The sequence below is a fragment of the Streptomyces sp. NPDC050264 genome, assembly GCF_040655895.1.
In the GTDB taxonomy this organism is placed as follows: Bacteria; Actinomycetota; Actinomycetes; order Streptomycetales; family Streptomycetaceae; genus Streptomyces.
In genome coordinates, this window is record NZ_JBFAKV010000004.1 from 307,967 (window position 1) to 330,408 (window position 22,442).

At 70.7% G+C, this 22,442-nt stretch carries 23 protein-coding genes and 1 riboswitch; of the genes, 11 read left to right on the forward strand and 12 right to left on the reverse strand.

What is annotated here, in order from left to right:
• The first annotated feature begins 50 nt into the window (after positions 1-50).
• The 5 genes from AB0J02_RS08900 (at position 51) to AB0J02_RS08920 (ending at position 3,162) form a co-directional block, all read left to right on the forward strand.
• Entirely contained in the window at positions 51-884 is an 834-nt protein-coding gene (locus tag AB0J02_RS08900; RefSeq protein ID WP_363192891.1) for a helix-turn-helix transcriptional regulator, read from the forward strand.
• Complete coding sequence (locus AB0J02_RS08905) at positions 871-1,080, forward strand: DUF397 domain-containing protein (protein WP_363192892.1); 210 nt, start codon at positions 871-873, stop codon at positions 1,078-1,080. The genes AB0J02_RS08900 and AB0J02_RS08905 overlap by 14 nt, the downstream gene beginning before the upstream one ends.
• A gap of 266 nt (positions 1,081-1,346) precedes the next feature.
• Positions 1,347-2,174, forward strand: coding sequence for a hypothetical protein (locus AB0J02_RS08910; protein WP_363192893.1), 828 nt, complete (start codon positions 1,347-1,349; stop codon positions 2,172-2,174).
• A gap of 56 nt (positions 2,175-2,230) precedes the next feature.
• Positions 2,231-2,809: a Uma2 family endonuclease gene (locus AB0J02_RS08915; RefSeq protein ID WP_363192894.1), complete on the forward strand. Its 579-nt coding sequence runs from the start codon at positions 2,231-2,233 to the stop codon at positions 2,807-2,809.
• Positions 2,810-2,865: 56 nt separating this feature from the next.
• On the forward strand, positions 2,866-3,162 hold the full coding sequence (locus AB0J02_RS08920; protein WP_363192895.1) for a hypothetical protein: 297 nt from the start codon (positions 2,866-2,868) through the stop codon (positions 3,160-3,162).
• Here AB0J02_RS08920 and AB0J02_RS08925 read toward each other — a convergent pair.
• The 8 genes from AB0J02_RS08925 to thrC form a co-directional block, all read right to left on the reverse strand.
• Complete coding sequence (locus tag AB0J02_RS08925; RefSeq protein ID WP_363192896.1) at positions 3,159-4,322, reverse strand: mannosyltransferase family protein; 1,164 nt, start codon at positions 4,320-4,322, stop codon at positions 3,159-3,161. The genes AB0J02_RS08920 and AB0J02_RS08925 overlap by 4 nt on opposite strands.
• 92 nt (positions 4,323-4,414) lie before the next feature.
• Complete coding sequence (locus tag AB0J02_RS08930; RefSeq protein ID WP_363192897.1) at positions 4,415-4,858, reverse strand: hypothetical protein; 444 nt, start codon at positions 4,856-4,858, stop codon at positions 4,415-4,417.
• Positions 4,851-5,348, reverse strand: a complete 498-nt coding sequence (locus tag AB0J02_RS08935) for a SigE family RNA polymerase sigma factor (RefSeq protein ID WP_363192898.1) — start codon at positions 5,346-5,348, stop codon at positions 4,851-4,853. The genes AB0J02_RS08930 and AB0J02_RS08935 overlap by 8 nt, the downstream gene beginning before the upstream one ends.
• 113 nt (positions 5,349-5,461) lie before the next feature.
• Positions 5,462-6,160: a DUF6215 domain-containing protein gene (locus tag AB0J02_RS08940; protein ID WP_363192899.1), complete on the reverse strand. Its 699-nt coding sequence runs from the start codon at positions 6,158-6,160 to the stop codon at positions 5,462-5,464.
• A 187-nt stretch (positions 6,161-6,347) separates the two neighbouring features.
• A complete protein-coding gene (gene groL / locus AB0J02_RS08945; RefSeq protein WP_363192900.1) occupies positions 6,348-7,973 on the reverse strand; it encodes a chaperonin GroEL in 1,626 nt (541 codons plus the stop codon).
• 362 nt (positions 7,974-8,335) lie between these two features.
• Complete coding sequence (locus tag AB0J02_RS08950) at positions 8,336-8,545, reverse strand: cold-shock protein (protein ID WP_109445992.1); 210 nt, start codon at positions 8,543-8,545, stop codon at positions 8,336-8,338.
• A gap of 432 nt (positions 8,546-8,977) precedes the next feature.
• Positions 8,978-9,253: a MoaD/ThiS family protein gene (locus tag AB0J02_RS08955; protein WP_363192901.1), complete on the reverse strand. Its 276-nt coding sequence runs from the start codon at positions 9,251-9,253 to the stop codon at positions 8,978-8,980.
• Between the two features lie 53 nt (positions 9,254-9,306).
• Positions 9,307-10,617: a threonine synthase gene (gene thrC / locus AB0J02_RS08960; RefSeq protein ID WP_363192902.1), complete on the reverse strand. Its 1,311-nt coding sequence runs from the start codon at positions 10,615-10,617 to the stop codon at positions 9,307-9,309.
• Positions 10,618-10,635: 18 nt separating this feature from the next.
• Positions 10,636-10,790, reverse strand: a riboswitch (SAM riboswitch).
• 165 nt (positions 10,791-10,955) lie between these two features.
• Between thrC and AB0J02_RS08965 the strand changes: the two genes are divergently transcribed.
• The 3 genes from AB0J02_RS08965 to AB0J02_RS08975 all read left to right on the forward strand — a co-directional run bounded on the left by AB0J02_RS08965 (position 10,956) and on the right by AB0J02_RS08975 (position 15,498).
• On the forward strand, positions 10,956-11,903 hold the full coding sequence (locus AB0J02_RS08965) for a glucosyl-3-phosphoglycerate synthase (protein WP_363192903.1): 948 nt from the start codon (positions 10,956-10,958) through the stop codon (positions 11,901-11,903).
• Positions 11,904-11,942: 39 nt separating this feature from the next.
• A complete protein-coding gene (locus AB0J02_RS08970; RefSeq protein ID WP_363192904.1) occupies positions 11,943-14,006 on the forward strand; it encodes a hypothetical protein in 2,064 nt (687 codons plus the stop codon).
• A gap of 103 nt (positions 14,007-14,109) precedes the next feature.
• Positions 14,110-15,498 carry a trehalose-6-phosphate synthase gene (locus AB0J02_RS08975; protein WP_363192905.1) on the forward strand — a complete coding sequence of 463 codons (1,389 nt, stop codon included), beginning with the start codon at positions 14,110-14,112 and terminating at the stop codon, positions 15,496-15,498.
• Positions 15,499-15,644: 146 nt separating this feature from the next.
• Here AB0J02_RS08975 and otsB read toward each other — a convergent pair whose 3' ends face one another.
• From otsB to AB0J02_RS08990, 3 genes are all read right to left on the reverse strand, one after another.
• Positions 15,645-16,490: a trehalose-phosphatase gene (gene otsB / locus AB0J02_RS08980; RefSeq protein WP_363192906.1), complete on the reverse strand. Its 846-nt coding sequence runs from the start codon at positions 16,488-16,490 to the stop codon at positions 15,645-15,647.
• Between the two features lie 63 nt (positions 16,491-16,553).
• The gene (locus AB0J02_RS08985; protein ID WP_363192907.1) at positions 16,554-16,790 is read right to left on the reverse strand and encodes a DUF3263 domain-containing protein; all 237 of its coding nucleotides are present in this window, start codon (positions 16,788-16,790) and stop codon (positions 16,554-16,556) included.
• 10 nt (positions 16,791-16,800) lie between these two features.
• Entirely contained in the window at positions 16,801-18,015 is a 1,215-nt protein-coding gene (locus tag AB0J02_RS08990) for an extracellular solute-binding protein (protein WP_363193044.1), read from the reverse strand.
• Positions 18,016-18,242: 227 nt separating this feature from the next.
• Here AB0J02_RS08990 and AB0J02_RS08995 point away from each other — a divergent pair, with 227 nt between their 5' ends.
• The 3 genes from AB0J02_RS08995 (at position 18,243) to AB0J02_RS09005 (ending at position 21,415) form a co-directional block, all read left to right on the forward strand.
• A complete protein-coding gene (locus AB0J02_RS08995; RefSeq protein ID WP_363192908.1) occupies positions 18,243-19,226 on the forward strand; it encodes an ROK family protein in 984 nt (327 codons plus the stop codon).
• Positions 19,226-20,371, forward strand: a complete 1,146-nt coding sequence (nagA, locus tag AB0J02_RS09000; RefSeq protein ID WP_363192909.1) for an N-acetylglucosamine-6-phosphate deacetylase — start codon at positions 19,226-19,228, stop codon at positions 20,369-20,371. Before AB0J02_RS08995 ends, nagA begins: the two co-directional genes overlap by 1 nt.
• A gap of 114 nt (positions 20,372-20,485) precedes the next feature.
• Positions 20,486-21,415 (forward strand): 1-phosphofructokinase family hexose kinase, encoded by a 930-nt coding sequence (locus AB0J02_RS09005; protein ID WP_363192910.1) that lies wholly within the window; start codon positions 20,486-20,488, stop codon positions 21,413-21,415.
• A 12-nt stretch (positions 21,416-21,427) separates the two neighbouring features.
• On the opposite strand, the gene AB0J02_RS09010 is transcribed toward AB0J02_RS09005, so the two are convergent.
• Positions 21,428-22,393 (reverse strand): carbohydrate-binding protein, encoded by a 966-nt coding sequence (locus AB0J02_RS09010; RefSeq protein ID WP_363192911.1) that lies wholly within the window; start codon positions 22,391-22,393, stop codon positions 21,428-21,430.
• Between the last annotated feature and the right edge of the window lie 49 nt (positions 22,394-22,442).

Genomic DNA, 22,442 nt, shown 5'->3' on the forward strand with positions numbered 1-22,442 from the left:
CAGGGGCAACGGCCCAACAGACCCGACTGCTGGACCGGGAGCCGACACACATGACCGGACCGAAGGACCTCGACCCCTCATCCCGCCGCATCATGATCGGCGAAGAACTCCGCCACGCCCGCGAGCGCGCGGGCCTCACCCAACAGGCCCTGGGTGAGCCGCTGTTCGTCAGCGGCTCCTACGTGGGCCAGATGGAGGCGGGCACGCGCCGCATCCTCCCTGACATGGCCCGGCGGCTGGACGAGATCCTGGATACGGGGGGATTTTTCGTACGGCATTGCATCAGGGCGAACACGTCGAAGCACCCCGAGCAGTTCGCGGAGGCGGCCGAGGCAGAGACTTTGGCGACCTCGATCATGGAGTACGGGGCCATGCTCATCCCCGGCCTGCTCCAGACTCCGGACTACGCCCGCGCCGTCTTCCTCGACTACCAGCCCACGGCGCCGGACGAGGCGATCGACAAGCTCCTGACCGCCCGCGTCGAACGGGCACGCCTCCTCGACAATCCAACAACCCCGTTGTTGTGGGTCGTTCTGGACGAGGCGGCGCTCCGCCGACCGGTCGGCGGGCCCACCGTGATGGCGGCGAACCTGCGCCACATCGCGGACCTGATGCGCAGGCGCAGGGCCGTCGTACAAGTACTCCCGTTCGCCGCGGGCGGCCACGCCTCGCTGCACGGCTCGCTCAAACTCATGTACTTCGACGACGCACCACCGCTCACCCTGATCGAAGCCCCCACCACGGGCCGACTGCTGGACGATCCGGCCACCCTCACCCGCCACCAGCTGTCCTACGATCTGCTCAGGGCCAACGCGCTCACTCCGAAGCAGTCCCTGGCCCTGATCGCCTCAGTGGCAGAGGATTACGCCCATGAAGATCACTAACCCCGAGCCTGATCTCACCTCGGCGGTCTGGCGCAAGTCCACATACAGCGGCGGCGAGGGCAACAACTGCCTCGAATTCACCACCGACCACCCCGGACTCGTCCCGGTCCGCGACTCCAAGAACCCCGACGGCCCGAAGCTCGTGCTCCGGGCGGAGACCTGGTCCGCGTTCATCGCCGACCTGCGGCGCAGCTGACCCGAGGCTCAAGCTCCGAGCCGCGAGCCCTGCTTTCAAGGATTGGGTGGTGGGTCTCAACCCACCCACCCTCCCTGCGCGTTGGGAAAGCCGGACACTTTCCGGCACCGGCTTGCCACGCAGGGTGACGACGCTCTAACGTGCCCGATAACCGAACGACCCCCGCCGGTGCGCCAACACCGGGACGGGGGCCTGACCACCGAAATCCACCAGGAGATCTCGTGGCTGACGCCCACTTTAGTGCTGCCCCCACCTCACCGCATCCAATGGCCAACCCGGGCTACGGCAAACGCTCCGCGCCGGACGAACTCCGCCGAACCGGCCACGACTTCGCCCACCTCCCGGACCGCGAAGCGCACATCGCCGGGTTCATCGACCGGTTGCCCGACGGCTCCGACATCTCGGTGAAGCTGCTCTCCACCTGCCTCCCGTACGGCCAGGCGGCGATGCGGACGGCTCTCAACAACCTCCAGCGCGCGGGCCACTTGAGGCGCGGCCGGGAACACGTGCATGGTTCGGGGAGCGCACGCTGGGTGACACGCACCTGGTTCTCGCGTACGGCGCGCGGCGACACGTGGTGGACGGCGTACGCGATGGGCGACGTACCGGAAGCGACCCCCGACGAACCCGAACCAACTCAACGCCCCACCCGCACACGGGCGTTGCTCCTCCTGGCGGCGCTCGGCCGCACCGCCCCCGCGCTGGCGCTGTCCGCAGCCGAATGCGCACGGCTCGCGCCGGAGACGGAGCGCTGGTTCGCGCGTGGTGCGACGGAGGACGACCTGCTGCGCGCGCTGACGGCCGGTCTGCCCGTACCGGTCCACAGCCCCGCCGCCCTGCTGCACCGCCGCCTCGTCGACAAGCTGCCGCCACCGGCCCCCGTCGCGACCCGCCCGATCCTGCGCCTCATCGAGTGCGGCAAATGTGGAGCGCCCGGCCACCCCGAGGCCCTGCCCGACGGCTTCTGCGACCTGTGCCGAGGCGTACGCCCCACCTACAGAGCGCCCGCCCCCCTGACTCCGGAATCGGTCCGCTCCCACGCGGCGGAGGTGCGCAGGGCGATGTCGTACGGCCGGGAAGGGACACGGGTATGAGCGCTTCGCTCACACGTGCCGGAAGCGGGGCACGATGCAGGGGAGGAGGCGACCCCATGACCCACAGCACCGCTGACGAGGCCCAGATGTCCGTCGAGGACTTCGAGGAGATCGAGCGCCATGCGCCGGAGACAGTGCGGCTCGAATTCATCAACGGAAGGCTTGAGGTCAAGGCCATGCCCGACGGCAACCACCGCGAAATCTTCATGTGGCGGCTTGAACAGTGCATGCGGCACCGGCCCGGCCTGCGCCTCTACCCGGAAACCGGCCTGAAGACAGAGGCGTACCACAGGGGGCGGGCACGGACGGACGGAGCGCTCGCACCGCGGAAGCACTTCGTCGGGCAGGGCGAGTGGGACGGCCGGGAGGGCGTCCTCATGGTCGTCGAGATCACGTCTCACGACGACGACACCAACAGCCGGGACCGCGTCGAGAAGCCCATCGGCTACGCAGAAGCGGACATCCCGGTCTACCTCCTGGTCGAACGCGACAGCGACACCCTCACCGTGTTCAGCGAGCCGAAGAACGGCACATACCAGCAACGCCCCACATATCCGTACGGTGCGACGGTCCCCCTGCCCGACCCCGTCGGCTTCACCCTGGACACCGAGGAACTCCAGGACTACGCCGATTGAATCGCGTCGGCCCCGCTCCACATGCGCCCCGCCCTGCCCTCCCGCATCCTGGCCCCATGGCTGAGAGCACCCTTTCGAAGATCTCCTGGACCGAGTTCCGCCCCGACCAGCGGCGCCTCGTCACCGGCGCCGCACTGACCGGGGCCGGCATGCTTCTCGCCGCGGCGGGCGTCGGCGTACTGGTCTACGAGCTCGCCCGCGCGGGCCGCAGCTGGACCGGAAGCTGGAGCATGCCGCCCGCCGAACTGGCGTCCAGGACCCTGCACCAGGCGCAGACGGCGGCCCAGAGCGCGGCCCAGGCCGGCCGCGACGCCTGGGGCAGCTACGAGGAGTCCCCGCTCCGGCGCCGCTAGCCGGCCCAGCGCCCCGACAGGAACGCCACCGCGTACAGCGTGGACAGCGGGGCCAGGACGCACAGCAGGACGTACGTCACCCGCGGGCTGCGCAGCGACCACGCGGCCAGGCCCGCCCACAGCGGCCACCACAGCAGCGTCGCGCGCGGCACCGACGTATACCAGTAGGACGTGCCGAGCGCCCACAAGGTCAGTGCGACGTACAGGGCCTCGGCCCAGCGGCGGCCGCGCAGCAGCCGGGCGAGGAGCCCGAGGCCGAGCAGCATGGCCAGCAGTTCGGCCTGGCACATGAGCGCGTACCCGGTGGCGTACGTCCCGTCGAAGGCGGCGCCCCAGGTGTGCGCCCACGCCTCCCACGGCGGATGGAACGCGCGGTACCAGCCGCGTTCCTGCGCGTGCTTCCACGCCATCCAGTCACCGGTCCTGGCGTGCAGGTACGCCGTGTACGCGAGCACCGGCACCGCGGGCAGCGCCAGCCACGGCAGCCGCCGCCACTCCCGGCTCCCGCCGCGCGCCACGAGGAACTCCACCAGCAGCGCAGCCGCGAGGAAGAGCCCGCTGACCCGTACGGCGGTCGCCCCGGCGGCGAGTGTCCCCGCGAGGGCCCAGTTGCCGCGCCGCGCCGCGAGCCACGCGGGCAGGGCGAGCGCGAGGAACAGCGACTCGGTGTATCCGGCGGCCAGGAACACCGCGCAGGGCGAGAGCAGCAGGAGCAGCACCGCACGGGTGCCGACCGGTCCTCCGGCGATCCGGGCGAGGGCCCGTACGGCGATCGCGCCCGACACGAACGAGATGAGCAGCCCCGCGACCGTCCAGTCCGGCACGACGAGGTGGACGGCACGCAGCACCAGCGGGAACCCGGGGAAGAACGCCTCGGAGTTGTCGGTGTGGAAGTACCCGTGCTCGGCGATGGTCCGGTAATGCGTCCAGTCCCACTGCTGCCACACCGAGAGCAGGGGCCGCGCCTGCTTGGCGTCCGGCCTGCCGGGGAACAGCCGGGCCACGCAGTACGCCGTCACGAGAAGCCCGAGCCGGGTGAGCAGATACGTCCGCAGGACCGTCCGGTCGAGGGCGCTCAGCCATCTCAACGGGCCGCGTGGCACGGCGGGTTGAGGGGGTGCGGGTGGTGCTGGGGGTATGTCGAGGAGGGCCGTGGGCATACGGAGGCTCCGTTTCCGGTCGTGCGGGACCGTCCGGCGGCGCGTCACGCGTGCGCGGCCGGTCGCTCAGGTCTGGGGCTGTGGGGGCGGGTCTAAGGGGTGGGCGCGTTCGTCGGCGTGCCGGTGGACGCGGTCGCCCCCCGACTGGTCGGCGGCGGCGACGTCCGCACCGAACCCGGCGGATACGACCCCGAGGACGCTGAGGACGCCGTCGACGTCGACGAAGGCGTCGACGAGGGGGACTCGGGCGGCGTGGACGGCGGGCCCGAGGACGGCGCGGGCCGCGGATCGCCGGTGGTGTCGGCGGGCTGCACCGTGCGCGGCCCGTCCGTCATGAGCCCGGTGGCCACGGCCCCGCCCGTGCCGGCGCACAGCACGACCGCGGCGGCCGCGGCGACAGTGAACCGGCGGCGCCGCAGCCGGTCGCCGCGGGCCCGGATCACCGGTCCGGGCCGGGGCACGGCCCCCCGCTGCCCGGACGCGGCCAGTTCCTTGAGCGCCTCGGCAAGGCCGGGCTCGTCGCGGGCTTCAGTCACGGTGCGCCTCCTGCGCGCGAGGGTCCTGCATACGGTCGGCCAGCGCGGCCCGGCCCCGGGACAGATGGGTCTTCACGGTGCCGGTGGAGAGCCCGGTCTCGCCCGCTATCTGCTCGACGGACAGATCGCAGATGTAGTGCAGGGCCACGACCCTGCGCTGCTGCGCGGAGAGCTCCTTCAACGCGCCGACGAGCACGACGGACCCGGGCTCGGGCGCTCCGACGGGCGGCGCCCCGCCGTGCCGCAGCCAGGCCTGCTCGCTGCGCCGCAGCCCCTTGCGGCGGCGCACCGCGAGCCGCCAGGCCACGGTCCGTATCCACGCCTCGGGCGCGGCCTCCCGGTCGAGCCGTCCGCGTCGGCTCCACGCCTTCACGAACGCCTCCTGTACGACGTCCTGCGCCTCCTGCGCGTCGCCGAGCATCACATACAGCTGCCCGGTGAGGCGCCCGACCGCGTGGGCGTAGAACTCCTCGAACTCCTCTGCGGTCACTGCCGTGCTCCCCGTGCTCCCCTGCCGTGCTGTCGTGATCTATAGACCTGACGGCCCGCCGCCGGTTGACACCCACGGGAAGAAATTTTCGAACGGCCCTGGAGTCCGGCCCGTCACGAGTGGGGCGAGAACCCCGGAATCGTCGGCAGCACCTGCTCGGCGACCTGCATCAGCACCGTGTCGTCCGGCACGGCGCCGTCCTCGCGCCACAGCGCCAGCTCGAAGGAACCGCCCTTGTCCGCGGCGTCCTGCGCCACCGACAGGACGCGCACCGGGACACCGGGACCGCTGCTCGAATCGCTGCCGTCGAGGCGGAAGCGGATGCTGATGGTGCGGTCCGAGTAGAGGACCGCGCGGCGGCCGAGGAACCTCCGGTCCTTCTGGGTGTCCCCGAGGAGAGCGGCGGTGTCGCCGACCGGGTGGCCGTCGTAGGTGCCCTCCAGGGTGACCGTGTACGTCTCGAACTGGACCTCCGCCGACGGCGTGGGGATCTCGCGGCCACCGGCCATCTTGACCGAACCCCCGCCGCCCGACGCGGTCTTGGGGATCTCCGTCGGGGTGCCGAGCAGTTCGGCGAGGTCCCGCCGGTTCAGCACCGAACACAGCTGGGCGCCGGAGACCCGCCCCGCCGCCTTCTCGGCCTTCTCGGACTCCCCGCCCGAGCACGTGGCCGCCTTCGGCTCACTCTCCCCCGACGACGTCTCCCCGAGCGTCATCAGTGCGAGGCCGAGCGCCGCGACCACGGCGACGGCCGCTATCGCCTGCCCCCAGATATTGACGTCCTTTTCGGATCTGTCCCCATCGTCTTCCATGTCCCCCACCGGCCCCGATCCCCTGACATATGCCTGACATAGGCCCGGGGACCATAACCCGTGATCATCGGGCCGACAAGGAGGATTCACCGGGGCGCCGGGAAACGCCCGAGGGCGGCACCCCCTCGTGAAGAGGAGGTACCGCCCTCGGAACGAACAGACGAGCTGAACCAGGTCGGTGACCGGCTCAGAAGTCCATGTCACCGCCCGGCATGCCGCCCGGAGCGCCGCCGGGGGCGGCCTTCTCCGGCTTGTCGGCGATGACGGCCTCGGTGGTGAGGAACAGCGCGGCGATGGAGGCGGCGTTCTGCAGAGCAGAGCGGGTCACCTTCGCCGGGTCGAGGATGCCCTCGGCGATCATGTCGACGTACTCACCCGTGGCGGCGTTCAGACCGTGGCCGACGGCCAGGTTGCGCACCTTCTCCACGACGACGCCACCCTCGAGACCACCGTTGACGGCGATCTGCTTGAGCGGGGCCTCGAGCGCGAGCTTCACGGCGTTGGCGCCGGTCGCCTCGTCACCCTGGAGCTCGAGCTTCTCGAACACCGCGGAGGCCTGCAGCAGGGCCACGCCACCACCGGCGACGATGCCCTCCTCGACGGCCGCCTTCGCGTTGCGAACGGCGTCCTCGATGCGGTGCTTGCGCTCCTTGAGCTCGACCTCGGTCGCGGCACCGGCCTTGATGACCGCGACACCGCCGGCGAGCTTCGCCAGGCGCTCCTGCAGCTTCTCGCGGTCGTAGTCGCTGTCCGAGTTCTCGATCTCGGCACGGATCTGGTTGACGCGACCCTGGACCTGGTCGCTCTCACCGGAGCCGTCGACGATCGTGGTCTCGTCCTTGGTGATGACGACCTTGCGGGCGCGGCCGAGCAGGTCGAGACCGGCGTTCTCCAGCTTGAGGCCGACCTCCTCGGAGATGACGGTGCCACCGGTGAGGATGGCGATGTCGCCGAGCATGGCCTTGCGGCGGTCACCGAAGCCCGGGGCCTTGACGGCGACGGACTTGAAGGTGCCACGGATCTTGTTGACGACCAGGGTCGACAGGGCCTCGCCCTCGACGTCCTCGGCGATGATCAGCAGCGGCTTGCCGGACTGCATGACCTTCTCGAGCAGCGGAAGGAGGTCCTTCACGTTGCCGATCTTCGAGTTGACGATCAGGATGTACGGGTCGTCGAGCGACGACTCCATGCGCTCCATGTCGGTGGCGAAGTACGCCGAGATGTAGCCCTTGTCGAAGCGCATACCCTCGGTGAGCTCAAGCTCCAGACCGAAGGTCTGGGACTCCTCGACGGTGATGACGCCTTCCTTGCCGACCTTGTCCATGGCCTCGGCGATGAGCTCGCCGATCTGGGTGTCGGCGGCGGAGATGGAGGCCGTAGAAGCGATCTGCTCCTTGGTCTCCACGTCCTTGGCCTGCTCGAGCAGAGCGGCGGAGACGGCCTCGACGGCCTTCTCGATGCCACGCTTGAGGGCCATCGGGTTGGCACCGGCGGCCACGTTGCGAAGGCCTTCGCGAACGAGGGCCTGGGCCAGGACGGTCGCGGTCGTCGTGCCGTCACCGGCGACGTCGTCCGTCTTCTTCGCGACCTCCTTGACCAGCTCGGCGCCGATCTTCTCGTACGGGTCCTCGAGCTCGATCTCCTTGGCGATGGAGACACCATCGTTGGTGATCGTGGGGGCGCCCCACTTCTTCTCGAGGACGACGTTGCGACCCTTGGGGCCCAGGGTCACCTTGACGGCGTCGGCGAGCTGGTTCATGCCGCGCTCGAGGCCGCGCCGTGCCTCCTCGTCGAACGCGATGATCTTGGCCATGTGAAGTGGTCCTCCCGGACGGGGTGGAAAAGCAAGCAAACGGACCGCGCTGGTGCCCGCGACGGACGGCCTGCAGCCCTTGTGGTTCCTTGCCCCACCCGGCCTGCGGGCCTCACCGACCCGATCCAAGTTCTGTCACTCTCACTGGGAGAGTGCTAAGCCCAATGATTAGCACTCGACCCCGGTGAGTGCAAGGTGCTCCTGCGAAGCGGGATCGATGAGGGGTGACGGTCGGGCGACGGGCGGGCGCGAGCGGCTACCACGGATCCGGCGGGGGCGCGCGCAGCACGAAGGGCCCGCGCCCCTGGTGGGGACGCGGACCCTTCGTCTCGTACGAAGCCTGCAGTCAGTCGCGACGCGCTTCAGCCGGCGGCGGCCAGGCGGACCATGTCGGCCTGTGGCCCCTTCTGGCCCTGCGAGATCTCGAATTCAACTCGCTGACCCTCTTCGAGGGTGCGGTAGCCGTCCATCTGAATCGCGCTGTAGTGGACGAATACATCCGCACCACCGTCGACCGCGATGAAGCCGTACCCCTTCTCCGCGTTGAACCACTTGACGGTGCCCTGAGCCATGCCTAACTCCCCTATTACTGGCCCTTGCACAGATCCGCACTTCGCGGATCCGGGTCAGACCTCACCCTCCCCATTGGGTGGGGGTGTGCGCCGGAACGCGTCGACCGCGGCTGAATGTATCTGCCCAACTGCCCTCTGCAACAGGTCAATCGGACGAGAATTCTGGGCAGACACGATCGGGGAAACCGGGCCAACTCACCGGAACCCAGGGCAAGTCGGGCCGCGCAAATGCCATAAAAGGCCCGAATGGGCTGGGCACTTTGGCTGCTTCTTGTCGCGTCGAGAGCGAGAATTCATATGCACCCGTCATGCACCAAACGGGGGAACGAAGCAGCTTCCCCAACTGTACCGCGCTCAACCAAGCAGAATTGCCCCCTCCGCTTCTCTCGCGGAGGGGGCAATTCGAGTAACTCTGTGTGGAACAGCGAAAGATCAGCCGCCGGCGACGGCGGGAATGATCGACACGCCGGCGCCGTCCGGCGTCGCCGTGCCGAGGCCCTGCTCGAAGCGGACGTCGTCGTCGTTGACGTAGACGTTCACGAAGCGGCGCAGCTTGCCCTGGTCGTCGAGGACGCGGGCGGCGATCCCGGTGTGGTTCTTCTCCAGGTCGGCGATGACATCGCCGAGGGTGGCGCCCTCGGCGCTCACCTCGGCCTGTCCGCCGGTGTAGGTGCGCAGGATGGTGGGGATGCGGACGTTGACGCTCATGGCTGGGTGCCTCCCGGTGCTACAGGTTCGTCGGTGCTACGGGTTCGGGTGGCTCAGTGGTCGAGGCCGGCGGCGCGGAACGCGTCCAGCGACGGCCGGATCGTCGCCGTGGCCTGCGAGGACTCCGCGACGGCGTCCAGCGTCTTCAGACCGTCACCCGTGTTCAGGACGACCGTCGTCAGGGACGGGTCGATGAGGCCGGCCTCGATGAGCTTCTTCGTGACGCCGACCGTCACCCCGCCCGCCGTCTCCGCGAAGATGCCCTCGGTCTGCGCGAGCAGCTTGATCGCGTCGACGACCTGCTCGTCGTTCACGTCCTCCACCGCGCCACCGGTGCGGCGCGCGATGTCCAGGACGTACGGACCGTCGGCCGGGTTGCCGATGGCGAGCGACTTGGCGATGGTGTCGGGCTTCTGCGGACGGACGACGTCGTGGCCGCCCTTGTAGGCGACGGAGACCGGCGAGCAGCCCTCGGCCTGGGCGCCGAACAGCTTGTACGGCTTGTCCTCGACGAGCCCGAGCTTGATCAGCTCCTGCAGCCCCTTGTCGATCTTCGTGAACTGCGAGCCGGACGCGATCGGGATGACCAGCTGGTCCGGCAGCCGCCAGCCGAGCTGCTCGCAGATCTCGTAGGCGAGGGTCTTGGAGCCTTCGCCGTAGTACGGGCGCAGGTTCACGTTCACGAAGCCCCAGCCCTCGCCCAGCGGGTCGCCGATGAGCTCGGAGCAGAAGCGGTTCACGTCGTCGTAGTTGCCCTCGATGGCGACGAGGTCACCGCCGTAGACACTGGCCATGACGACCTTGCCCTGCTCCAGGTCGTGCGGGATGAACACGCACGAGCGGAAGCCGGCGCGGGCGGCGGCGGCGCCCACGGCGCCGGCCAGGTTGCCCGTCGAGGAGCAGGAGAGGGTGGTGAAGCCGAAGGCGCGCGCGGCCTCGATGGCCTGCGCGACGACGCGGTCCTTGAAGGAGTGCGTGGGGTTGCCGGAGTCGTCCTTGACGAACAACTTGCCCTGCTCGACGCCGAGTTCACGGGCGAGGTTGTCGGCCTTGACGAGCTTGGTCCAGCCGGGGTTCAGGTTCGGCTTCTCGGCGACGTCGGCCGGGACGGGCAGCAGGGGGGCGTAGCGCCAGAGGTTGGCCGGGCCCGCCTCGATCTGCTTGCGGAGCGCCTCAGGGTCGCCGACGGGCAGGTCGTACGCGACTTCCAGAGGCCCGAAACACTCGACGCAGGCGAAGATCGGCCCGAGCTCGAACCTGGTGCCGCACTCGCGGCAGGAGAGGCCGGACGCGGGGCCCAGATCGACGGTCTTCGCGGTGGTGTCCGTGGCGGCGTCGGTAGTGGCGACAGTCTGTACAGCCATGAGAGGCGAGGCCCTTTCTCCTCATCTTCCTCGCGGCGCATCTCGCCACGAGACGGATTTGGCACCTTCCCGAGCCGGGAGCCTCGCGGGCGCACTTCGATGTGCGTACGAGACCGGCTGGAGGGTTGCCGGGGCTTCAACGGGCCGTATCCCTCTGCCCCTCTGGATGAGCGGTATTCGATTATGTGGAGCGGTTATGTGGCGGTGACCCCGACATGCGATGGTCACCGGCCTTGTTCAAGACTGTAACCGAAGGCCCGGACCCTTGAGATAGTCGTCCGAACCGCGAGATGGATCACATCCACCGATACCGCCCCGCCGCTGAGGAGCCACAGACCGTGCTGGAAGAAGTCGAACACTGGCTGAGCAGGCGCTCCTGGTCCGTGGCCGACCGCCCGCCGCAGCAGCTGATCGCCGCGAAGCGGGCATCCGGCCAGAAGGTGAGCGTGGTGCTGCCCGCGCTCGACGAGCAGGAGACGGTCGGCGCCATCGTCACCGCGATCCGGCGCGAGCTGATGACGGAGGCGGTACCGCTCGTCGACGAGCTGGTGGTCGTGGACTCCGGTTCCACGGACCGCACCTCCGAGGTCGCCGCGGCGGCCGGGGCGCGCGTCGTGCACCGGGACACGATCCTGCCGCGCATCCCGGCCCGGCCCGGCAAGGGCGAGGTGCTGTGGCGTTCCCTGTTCGTCACGTCCGGCGACATCGTGTGCTTCGTCGACGCGGACCTGAAGGAGTTCTCGGCGGACTTCGTCACCGGGATCGTCGGACCGCTGCTCACCGAACCGGACGTGGACTTCGTGAAGGCCATGTACGACCGCCCGCTGGACGGGGCCGCGGGGCAGGGCGGTCGCGTCACGGAGCTGATGGCCCGCCCGGTCCTCAATCTGCACTGGCCCCAACTGGCCGGATTCGTCCAGCCGTTGGGCGGCGAGTACGCGGCCCGCAGGTCGCTCCTGGAGCGGCTGCCGTTCCCCGTCGGGTACGGCGTCGAGCTGGGGCTGCTCGTGGACGCGCTGCACACCGTGGGCCTGGACGCGCTGGCCCAGGTCGACGTCGGGGTGCGCAAGCACCGGCACCAGGACGGGCAGGCGCTCGGGCGGATGGCCACGGCGATCTACCGCACGGCGCAGCTGCGGCTGGCGCGCGGCCATCTGGTGCGGCCCGTACTCACCCAGTTCGAGCGCGGCGAGCACGGCTTCGAGCCGAGGACGTACCCGGTGGACACGGAGGAGCGGCCCCCGATGACCGAGATCGGTGAGTATGCGGAGCGTCGCGTGGCGTAATCACGGGATCATCATGCTTATTGCCTAGATTGCCCACTTATGTGGCTTAGACATCTCAAGGGCATGGCGGCACTCGCCGCGACAGCGACGGCCGCCGCGACACTCCTCGCGGCGGCCGCTCCCGCCTCGGCGGTCGTCGTCGAACCGTTCGCCAAGCGCTACGAGGAAGCCCTCTACGGCGACTTCATCACGTTCGGCAACACCGTGCTGCAATGCCCGGCCACGCCCGAGGCCGACGCGACGCGCTGCAAGAACGCGCAGGCCGGAACCACGTCGGAGAACAACAACCAGTTCGACATGCGGTACGCGGACACGGCCGGGTTCGGCTCGACGGCCCTGAACTCCTCCACCGGCAAGGTGACCGTCCCGCCCGGCGCCACGGTCGCCTACGCCCGCCTCTTCTGGGGCGGCAACGACGGCACGTACAAGCTCGGCCGCAACCAGATCCAGCGCTGCGACACCGCCGGCCTCGCCACCTCACCGGCCGGCGACCCGCTCACCCAGCGGCCCCTGGTGGCCGTGGACGGCGGCACCGAGTCCCCCGTCACCGTCCAGAACGCGGTGCGCACCCCGGCCGGGGTCGGCGGCCCGCACTACTACACGGCCGAGTCCGACATCACCTCGCTGTTCTCCGGCGTCGCCACCGGCGTCGAGGTACCCGTCGCGGTCGGCGACGTCTGGGCGCCCACCGGCAAGGGCTGCGTCGGCGGCTGGTCGCTGACCGTCGTCTACAAGTACGACAGCCCGGACAGCGAGTACGCGCCCACCCGCCGCAACGTCTACGTCTACGGCGGCCACGTGGTGCAGCAGTCCAAGGACCCGGACACCACGATCTCCATCGACGACTTCTACCGGGCCGGCGGCGGCGACGTGCGCGCCAGTGTCACGGCGTACGAGGGCGACGCGAACGTGGCGGGCGACCAGTTCCTGGTCAACGGCCGGCGGATCGCGGACCCCGAGGGCGGCGGCACCAACAACTTCTTCGACAGCCACGCCGACGGCGCCCTCGACCCGGCCGACCACAACAACTTCAGCATCGACGCGAAGCAGGCCGTCATCCCGTCGGCCGCGCTGCCGCCGGGCTCCACCTCCGCCGATCTGACGTTCCGCACCCGGGGCGACACCTACGTGCCCTCGGCGCTGGCCTTCTCCGTGCCGGTCCCCGACCTGGAGATCAAGAAGAGCGCCGCGCCGAAGAAGGTCGCGCCGGGCGGCAGGGTCACGTACACGATCACCGCCGAGAACATCGGCGAGGTCGACTACCCGGGCGCCAAGCTCAGCGACGACCTCGGCGACGTGCTGGACGACGCCACGTACAACGGCGACGCCGAGGCCACCATCGGCGACGTCACCTACGCCTCGCCGAAGCTGAACTGGCGCGGGGACGTGCCCGCCGGGCAGACCGCGAAGATCACCTACAGCGTCACGCTCCACGACCCGCTCAGCGGCGACGGCAAGCTGACCAACAACGTGATCGCCGACACCCCGCGCACCAACTGCGAGGACGACTCCGGCGACCCGAACTGCGGGACGACCCCGGTCATCGAGAAGCCGCGCGCGCCCGTCCCGCCGATCGAGGTCGTGGAGCGGCCGTCCACCACGACCCCGCCCCCGTGCGCCACGATCCGCGACACCATCACCATCCGTAACAAGAGCGCGCACCCGCGCAAGAACGCGCGGATCCACTGGCCGTCGAAGTCAGCCGTCGGCACCCCGACCGCCGGCAGGGGCACCATCACCAAAAAGGGCTCGGCCTTCTACTGGAACGGCGACGTGCCCGCCCACGGCAAGGTCGTCATCAAGTGGAACGTGCGGGTCTCCTGCACGCCCGGCAAGGTCCTCGTCATCCCGGTCTCCGGTGACGTGGTGAAGACCAACTGCTCGACCCGTGCCCGTGGTGGCGGCGACGACCCGTGCACCGCGGTGATCGTCCCCCGGCGCCAGCAGGCCCGCCCCGCGCCGTCGCAGTCACCGTCGCACGGTCCCGAACTGGCCGCGACGGGCTCCGAGGGGTCGCACGCCCTGCTGTACGGCGGGCTCGCCGCAGCACTGTGCGGGCTCGGCGCCCTGGCCCTCGCGGCAGCGCGCAGCCGCAGGGGATGACGCGCTTCGCATGACCCGCTCCTGAGGGCGTCGTATACGGCCGGACCCCTGACGGGGTCCGGCCGTACGTTTGAACCCGGGTGAGCCGGGCTAGCGTGCCCGTATGGCTTCCACTCTTGGTGCTGCTGAGGTTCTCGTCGCGTCCAACCGCGGCCCCGTCTCCTACGTCGTCGGGGACGGTGACGACGGCGCCACGATCGAGGCGAAGCGCGGCGGCGGCGGACTGGTGTCCGCGCTGAGCGTCGTCGACGACAAATTGTGGGTGTGCGCGGCGCTCACCGACGGCGACCGGGAGGCCGTCCGGCGCGGAGTCTCCGAACCGGGCGTGCGGATGCTGGACATCGACGCGGACGTGCACGCGGACGCGTACAACGGCATCGCGAACTCGGTGCTGTGGTTCGTGCACCACATGCTGTACCAGACGCCTCTGGAGCCGTCGTTCGGCCCGGAGTTCCGCCGCCAGTGGGCGTCGTACGAGGCGTACAACCGGGCGTTCGCCGAGGCCCTCGCCGAGGAGGCCGCGCCGGGCGCCACCGTGGTCGTGCAGGACTACCACCTGGCCCTGGTGCCCGGCATGCTGCGCGAACTCCGCGACGATCTGCGCATCGGGCACTTCTCGCACACGCCCTGGGCGCCCGTCGACTACTTCCGGATGCTGCCCGACGACATCGCCGAGCAGCTCCTGAAGGGAATGCTCGGCGCGGACCGGCTGGCCTTCCTGACCCGGCGCTGGGCGGACGCGTTCACCGACTGCTGTACGCGGATCCTCGGGGGCACGTCGGGAACCCGGATCGGGGTGCACGGTCTCGGCGCCGACGCCGACTTCCTGCGGGAGCGCGCGAGCCGCGCGGATGTCGAGGAGCGTCTCGCCGCGCTGCGGGAACAGGTGGGCCCGGACCGCAAGGTGATCGTGCGGGTGGACCGCACCGAGCTGTCGAAGAACATCGTGCGCGGCCTGCGCGCCTACGAGCTGCTCCTCGAAACCCGGCCCGAGCTGCGGGAGAACGTGGTGCACGTCGCGTTCGCGTACCCCTCGCGCCAGGACCTCAGCGTGTACCGCGACTACACGGACGAGGTGTCGCGCGTCGCCGATTCCATCAACTCCCGCTTCGGGGTGGCTGGTTGGACGCCGGTCGTACTGCATGTCAAGGACGACTTCGCGCGCTCGCTCGCGGCGTACCGGCTCGCGGACGTGGCCCTGGTCAACCCGATCCGCGACGGCATGAACCTCGTCGCGAAGGAGGTGCCGGTCGTCTCCGACGCGGGGTGCGTGCTGGTGCTCTCCCGCGAAGCGGGCGCGTACGAGGAGCTGGGCGAGGACGCGCTGGTCGTGAACCCGTATGACGTCGGCGCGACGTCGGCGGCGCTCGGCGCTGCGCTCGACATGGCGGAGGACGAGCGGGCGGAGCGCACGAAGCGGCTCGCTGCCGCGGGGACCGCGTTGCCGCCCGGGCAGTGGTTCCTGGATCAGCTGGACGCGCTGCGGGGCTGAGGTTCGGGGGCCTGTCGCCGTTGGTGGTCGCCGCTTCGTCGGCGAGTACCGCGCCATCGTGGCCGGCCGCGCAGTTCCCCGCGCCCCTGAGACGCGGGAACTGCGCGACCGGCCCCCACCGGGCCCGCGGTCGACAATGAACGCTTTCAGGCTCCGGCAGACCGGCCGAGGTGCTCCAGCAGGGCCACCACCCCGGCGGGCCCGTCCAGCACCAGATCCGCCCGCTCCCCCAACTCCGCGATCACCGTATCCGCGGCGACGAGTACGCCCGGCACCCCTTCCTCCCGCAACTTCTCGACCGCCGTGAACGCGGGAAGGTCGCCGAGATCGTCACCCGCGTAGAGAACGGACTCGGCGCCGATCTCCCGTACGTACTCGGTGAGTGCCACGCCCTTGTCGACGCCGGGCGGGCGCAGTTCCAGGACCATCCGGCCCGGTTCCACCATGAGGCCGTGCCGGGCGGCGAGCGCGGCCAGGGGTGCGCGCAGCGTCTCGAACGCGCCCTGCGGGTCGCTCGCGCGGCGCGTGTGGACCGCGACGGCCCGGCCCTTCTCCTCCACGTACGTGTCGTGCCACAGGCCGGACTCGGCGAGGACGCCCGGGAGTTCGGCGCGGACCGCGGCGACCCCGGGGTGCGGCGCGGGGGCCCGAACGGTGCCGGTGACGGCGTCCCAGCGCTCGGCGCCGTAGTGCCCGAGGACGACGAGGTGCTCCAGGCCCGGGACGCCCGCGAACCCGCCGTGCCGGACCGCGACACCGGCCGGCCGCCCGGTGACGACGGCGACCGAGGCGACCCGGGGTGCCAGCGCGGCGAGCGCCGGTACCGCGTCGGGGTGCGCGCGGGCCTGCTCGGGGTCGGCGACGATCGGCGCCAGCGTCCCGTCGAAATCGAGGGCGACGACGGCCCTGGAGGGCCGGGCGACGATCGCGGCCAGGCCGTCGCGCCCGGCGGAGGTGGTCGGGGTCCAGAGGTCGTTCTGGGGGCTCACCATGCGACCGACCTTAACCGCGGCCCCGGCGTCGTGGGGCCGCGGGGACTCCGCGGCCGACCGGGTTCAACGCTCGCGGCGCTTGCTGTCCCGCACCCGTCGCAGCCGGTTCACCGTCACCGGGGCGAACCGCAGCGCCCGGGGGTCGTCCAGCAGCGCGTTCAGCAGCTGGTAGTAGCGCACGGGCGCCAGCTCCAGCTCCTCGCGGATCGCCCGCTCCTTGGCGCCCGGCGACTCCCACCCGCGCCCCTCGAACGCGAGCACCGCGCGCTCGCGTTCGTCGAGAGGGGGTGGGGTCTCCATGCCCGCCACGCTACTCGGCGGCCTCGGCGGCCGCCGCCTGGTTCTGGATCCGGCCGAGCACGGCGCCCGCGCTGCTGTTCGCGGAGACCGCGGAGCCGATCTGGTCCTTGATGTCGGCGCTGACCGACGCCCAGGACGTCTTGCCGACGGGGTAGATCTCGGAGCTGTCGAGGCTCTCCAGGAACGGCCAGAGCTTCTTGTCCTCCTGGGCGCCCAGCATGGCCTCGGAGGCGCTGTTGGTGACCGGCAGCAGGTCGTACTCGCGGGAGAACTCCAGGACGTTCTTCTCGCTGTAGACGTAGTTGAGGAAGTCGCCGACCTCCTTGCCGTGGCCGTTCTGCTTGAACGCCATCATCCAGTCGGCGACGCCCATGGTGGACCTGGCCTGCCCGTCCGGCCCCGGCAGCGGCACGGTGCCGAAGTCGACGCCCTGCTTCGCGGCCATCCGCATCAGCGTGGGGTGGCCGTTGAGCATGCCGACCTCGCCCTTGGCGAACGCGGCGAAGGCGGTGGCCCGGTTGAGCTCGCCGGGTGCGGTGGGGCCGGTCAGGCCCTTGCCGACGAGATCGTTCTTCAGCCAGTCGAACGTGGCGACGTTCTGCTTCGAGTCGATGGTGTAGGAGCCGACGTCGTCGGTGTAGCCGTCGCCGCCGCTCAGCATCCAGATCATGGTCTCGGCCTGGGCCTCCTCACGGCCCAGCGGCAGCGCGTAGGGGATCTTCACCCCGTCCGCCTTGAGCGCCTTGGCGTCGGCCTCCAGCTCGGGCCACGTGGTGGGCGGCGTGATCCCGGCGTCCTTGAACAGCTTCTTGTTGTAGAACAGCAGCCGCGTGGAGGAGGCGAACGGCATGCCGTACTGGGTGCTGTCGACCTTGCCCGCGTCGGAGAGCTGGGGCAGGTAGTCGGCCTGGGTCGGGACGTTGAGCAGGTCGCTGACCGGGTAGAGCTTGCCGGCCGCGGCATAGTCCGCGTACGCGCCGATCTGCGCCATGTCCGGGGCGTGGCCCTCGGCGACCATGTTCTTGACCTTGGCGTCCACGTCGTTCCACGAGTAGACGTCGACGTCGACCTTGACGTTCGGGTGGTCCTTCTCGTACGCGGCCGCGAGCTTGTCCCAGTACTTCTGGGAGCTGTTGGCCCCGGAGTCGCCGTAGTCGGCGGCGACCAGTTTCAGCGTGACGTCGCCGGAGTCCGTGCCGCCGCAGGCGGTGAGCGTGCCCGCCATGCCCAGTGCGGCCGCTGCCGCTATCAGACCGGTGATGTGCCGCTGCACCGCTGTTCCCACCCTCGTATGTGTGTCACGTGTGACGTCGCGAGGGCCCGGGAGTCCCCCAGGCCCGAACCACAAGGTCTACACCACCGAGATCTCGCTCCGGCAACAGGGCGGTATCCGCGCAAGATCCATGCGAATGGACTAGACCTCTCGCGGGTGTACGCGAGACACTGTGCCCCGTGGAACATGTCATCGCCCTGGACGTGGGCGGCACCGGAATGAAGGCCGCCCTGGTCGGGGCGGACGGCACCCTGCTGCATCAGGCGCGCCGGGCGACCCTGCGCGAGCGCGGCCCCGCCGCGGTCGTCGAGACGATACTCGGCTTCGCCGCCGAGCTGCGCGCGTACGGGGAGGAGCACTTCGGCGGACCCGCGGTGGCCGCCGGCGTCGCCGTGCCGGGCGTCGTCGACGAGGCGGGCGGCATCGCCGTGTTCGCCGCCAACCTCGGCTGGCGGGACGTGCCGATGCGGGCCCTGCTGAGCGAGCGGCTCGGCTCCATTCCCGTCGCGCTCGGCCACGACGTGCGCACCGGCGGGCTCGGCGAGGGCCGGCTCGGCGCGGGCAAGGACGCCGACCGGTTCCTGTTCCTGCCGCTGGGCACCGGGATCGCGGGCGCCATCGGCATCGACGGGCGCATCGAGCCCGGCGCGCACGGTTCGGCGGGCGAGATCGGCCATGTCGTCGTGCGCCCCGGCGGGGTGCCCTGCGGCTGCGGCCAGCGCGGCTGTCTGGAGCGGTACGCCTCCGCGTCCGCCGTCACGCTGGCCTGGCAGGCCGCGAGCGGCGACGAGAAGGCCACCGCGGCGGACTGCGCGCGGGCCGTCGACGCCGGGGACCCGATGGCCGCCAAGGTCTGGCAGGACGCCGTGGACGCGCTCGCCGACGGACTCGTCATGGCGCTCACCCTGCTGGACCCGCGCACCATGATCATCGGTGGCGGTCTCGCCGAGGCCGGGGAAACCTTGTTCACACCGCTGCGGGCGGCCGTCGCGGAGCGCGTGACGTTCCAGGCGCTCCCCACGATCGTCCCGGCCGTCCTCGGGGACACCGCCGGATGCCTGGGCGCGGGCCTGCTCGCCTGGGATCTTCTCGCCGACAACCCAGAAAACGCAGACAACGCCGACAACGCCGACAACGCCGACAACACGGAGGTATCCGCCTGATGGCCACAGCAAAGGTGCTCGCCGGTGCCCGGGTGGTACTGCCCACCGGGACCGTCACCGACGGACGCGTCATCGTCGACGGCACGAAGATCGCTGGGAGCGCTCCCGGTGACGCCGGGACCGTCGACGTCTCCGGCCACTGGGTGGTGCCCGGCTTCGTCGACATGCACAACCACGGCGGCGGCGGCGCCTCCTTCACCTCCGGCACCGTCGAGGAGATCCTCAAGGGCATTCACACCCACCGCCTGCACGGCACGACGACGGTCGTCCCGTCGTTCGTGACCGGCGAGACGGACTTCCTCATCCAGCGCGCGGGCCTGCTCTCCGAGCTGGCCGAGCAGGGCGAGATCGCGGGCATCCACTTCGAGGGCCCGTTCATCTCGCCGTGCCGCAAGGGCGCCCACGACGAGACGCTGCTGCGCGACCCCGAGCCGGCCGAGGTGCGCAAGCTCGTCGACGCGGCCCGCGGCAAGGCCAGGATGGTCACCCTCGCCACCGAACTCCCCGGCGGCATCGACTCCGTGCGTCTGCTCGCCGAGCAGGGCGTGATCGCCGCGATCGGGCACACCGACGCGACGTACGAGCAGACCGTGGAGGCCATCGACGCGGGCGCCACCGTCGCCACGCACCTCTTCAACGCGATGCCGCCCCTCGGCCACCGCGCGCCGGGCCCGATCGCGGCGCTCCTGGAGGACGAGCGGATCACCGTCGAGCTGATCAACGACGGTACGCATCTGCACCCGGCCGCCCTCGAACTGGCCTTCCACCACAAGGGCGGTGGGAAGGTCGCGTTCATCACCGACGCGATGGACGCGGCAGGCTTCGGCGACGGGCGCTACATGCTCGGCCCGATGGAGGTCGAGGTGAAGGACAGTGTGGCGCGGCTCGTCGAGGGCGGCTCCATCGCGGGCTCGACGCTGACCCTGGACCGGGCGTTCAAGCGCGCCGCGACCATCGACCGCCTCGCGGTCGAGGACATCGTCCGGGCGATCTCGGCCAACCCGGCCCGGCTCCTGGGAATCGACGACAAGGTGGGCTCACTGGAGCCGGGCAAGGACGCCGACCTCGTGATCCTGGACGCGGAGTTCGAGCTCAAGGGCGTCATGCGCAAGGGCGAGTGGATCGTCGAGCCCCAACTGGGCTGACGCGCGGGGCGGTTGGTCCGCGGACTGGGCCAACCGCCTTGACTTTGGCATGATCAGCCCCCGTAACTGAAAGCGTCGCCGCACGTACGCGTATCCATCGGGGGGTGAGGTCCTGTGATCCTCACAGTCACCTTGAACACCGCGCTCGACATCACCTACAAGGTCGAGGCACTGCGTCCGCACGCCTCGCACCGCGTCCGCGATGTCACCGAACGGCCGGGCGGCAAAGGGCTGAACGTGGCCCGGGTGCTCGCCGCCCTCGGCCACGAGGTGACGGTGACGGGCTTCGCGGGCGGCGCGACGGGACGTACGCTCCAGGACCAACTCCTGGGCGCCGACGGCATTTCGGACGCCCTGGTCCCCGTCAGCGGTTCGACCCGCCGCACGATCGCGGTGGTCGACGCCTCGACCGGCGACACGACCCAGCTCAACGAGCCGGGCCCGCAGGTCTCCCCCGCCGAATGGACCGCCTTCCAGGAGGCGTACGAGCATCTGCTGGGCGCCGCCAGCGCGGTGGCCCTGTGCGGCAGCCTGCCGCCGGGCGTCCCGGTCGGCGCCTACGCGACGCTGGTACGCGCGGCGCGGGCCGCCTCCGTCACCGTGCTCCTCGACACCAGCGGCGAACCGCTGCGCCGCGGCATCGCGGCCCGCCCCGACATCGTGAAGCCGAACGCGGACGAGCTGGCCGAACTCACCGGCTCCCACGAGCCGTTGGGGGCCATGAAGGACGCCCGCAGGCGCGGCGCGCACGCCGTCGTCGCCTCGCTCGGCGCGAAGGGGCTGCGCGCCCTCACCCCGGACGGCAGCTGGCAGGCCCCCGCCCCCGCCCGGCTGGCCGGCAATCCGACGGGCGCCGGCGACTCGGCGGTCGCGGGCCTGCTCTCCGGCTACGTGGAACACCTGCCGTGGCCGCAGCGCCTGGCCCGCGCGGTCGCGCTGTCGGCGGCGACGGTGGTGGCGCCGGTGGCCGGGGAGTTCGACGTACCGACGTACGAGCGCCTGGTACGCGAGGTGAACGTGACGGATCAGATCAGCGCGGCCTGATCCGCCGGGACGTCAGCCCTTGTTCTCGGCCAGCCACATCTGGTCGATGTTGGCGTCGCACGTGTTGCCCTGCTCGCAGGAGACCGTGATCGCGTTCGTCCCCTTGGTGAGCTGGACGATGGCCCACGTGGTCGTCCAGCCCTTCTCCCAGTCGCCTTCCTTGGCGCCGGCGAAGTTCGTCATGTTCAGCGGACGGGACTGCTTCGTCCCGTTCACGTTGATCGTGGCGTCGGAGTCCTTGCCGGGCACTCCGTAGTTCACGTACAGCCTGTACGCGCCGTCCTTCGGGATGTCGTTGACGGTCCAGGTCAGGCTCGCGCCCACCTGGTTGAAGCCCGCGACATACACCCCGCCGGCCGCCTTCGCGCCGTCGACGTCGGAGGCCGTGGCGGTGCCGCCGTCCAGCTTCAGCGCCTTCGCGTCGGTCTTCGGCAGGTCGACCGGGTCGGCGGAGGCCGACTTGGAGGGCGTCGCGCTGGGCTGCACGGTCTGCGAGCCGCCGGACGGCTTGCTGCCGGCCTCGCCCTTGTCGTCGTCCGAGTCGGCGCTCAGCATGGCGACGCCGATACCGATCACGACGGCCGCCACCACGGCGACCGCGCCGATCAGCAGGGCCTTGGTGTTCGGGCCGCGGCCCCGGCCGCCACCGCCGCGCGAGGGCTGCGGCGGACCCGGCTGCGCGGGGGCGCCGCCACCGGGCAGCGTCTCGGGCGCCTGGTAGTGGGCGTTCGGCTGGTTGTACTGGGCGGTCTGCTGCGGCGGCGGCACCTGCTGCTGCCCGCCGTACTGCTGCTGCCCGTACTGACGCTCACCGACCGTACGGACCTGGTTGTACGAGGAGCGGGAATGCGGGTAGCCGTAGCCGCCACCCCCGCCGTTGGGCGGGGTCGCCCCGGCCGCCTGTCCGTCGGCGTACAGATAGCCGAACGGATCGTCGTCCTCGGGCGTGGTGCTCGCGCCGTTATTGCCGGGCGCCATCCCTGATCACTCCCTACGCGTTGCTTACCGGGGCGAGCGTACCCGCTGC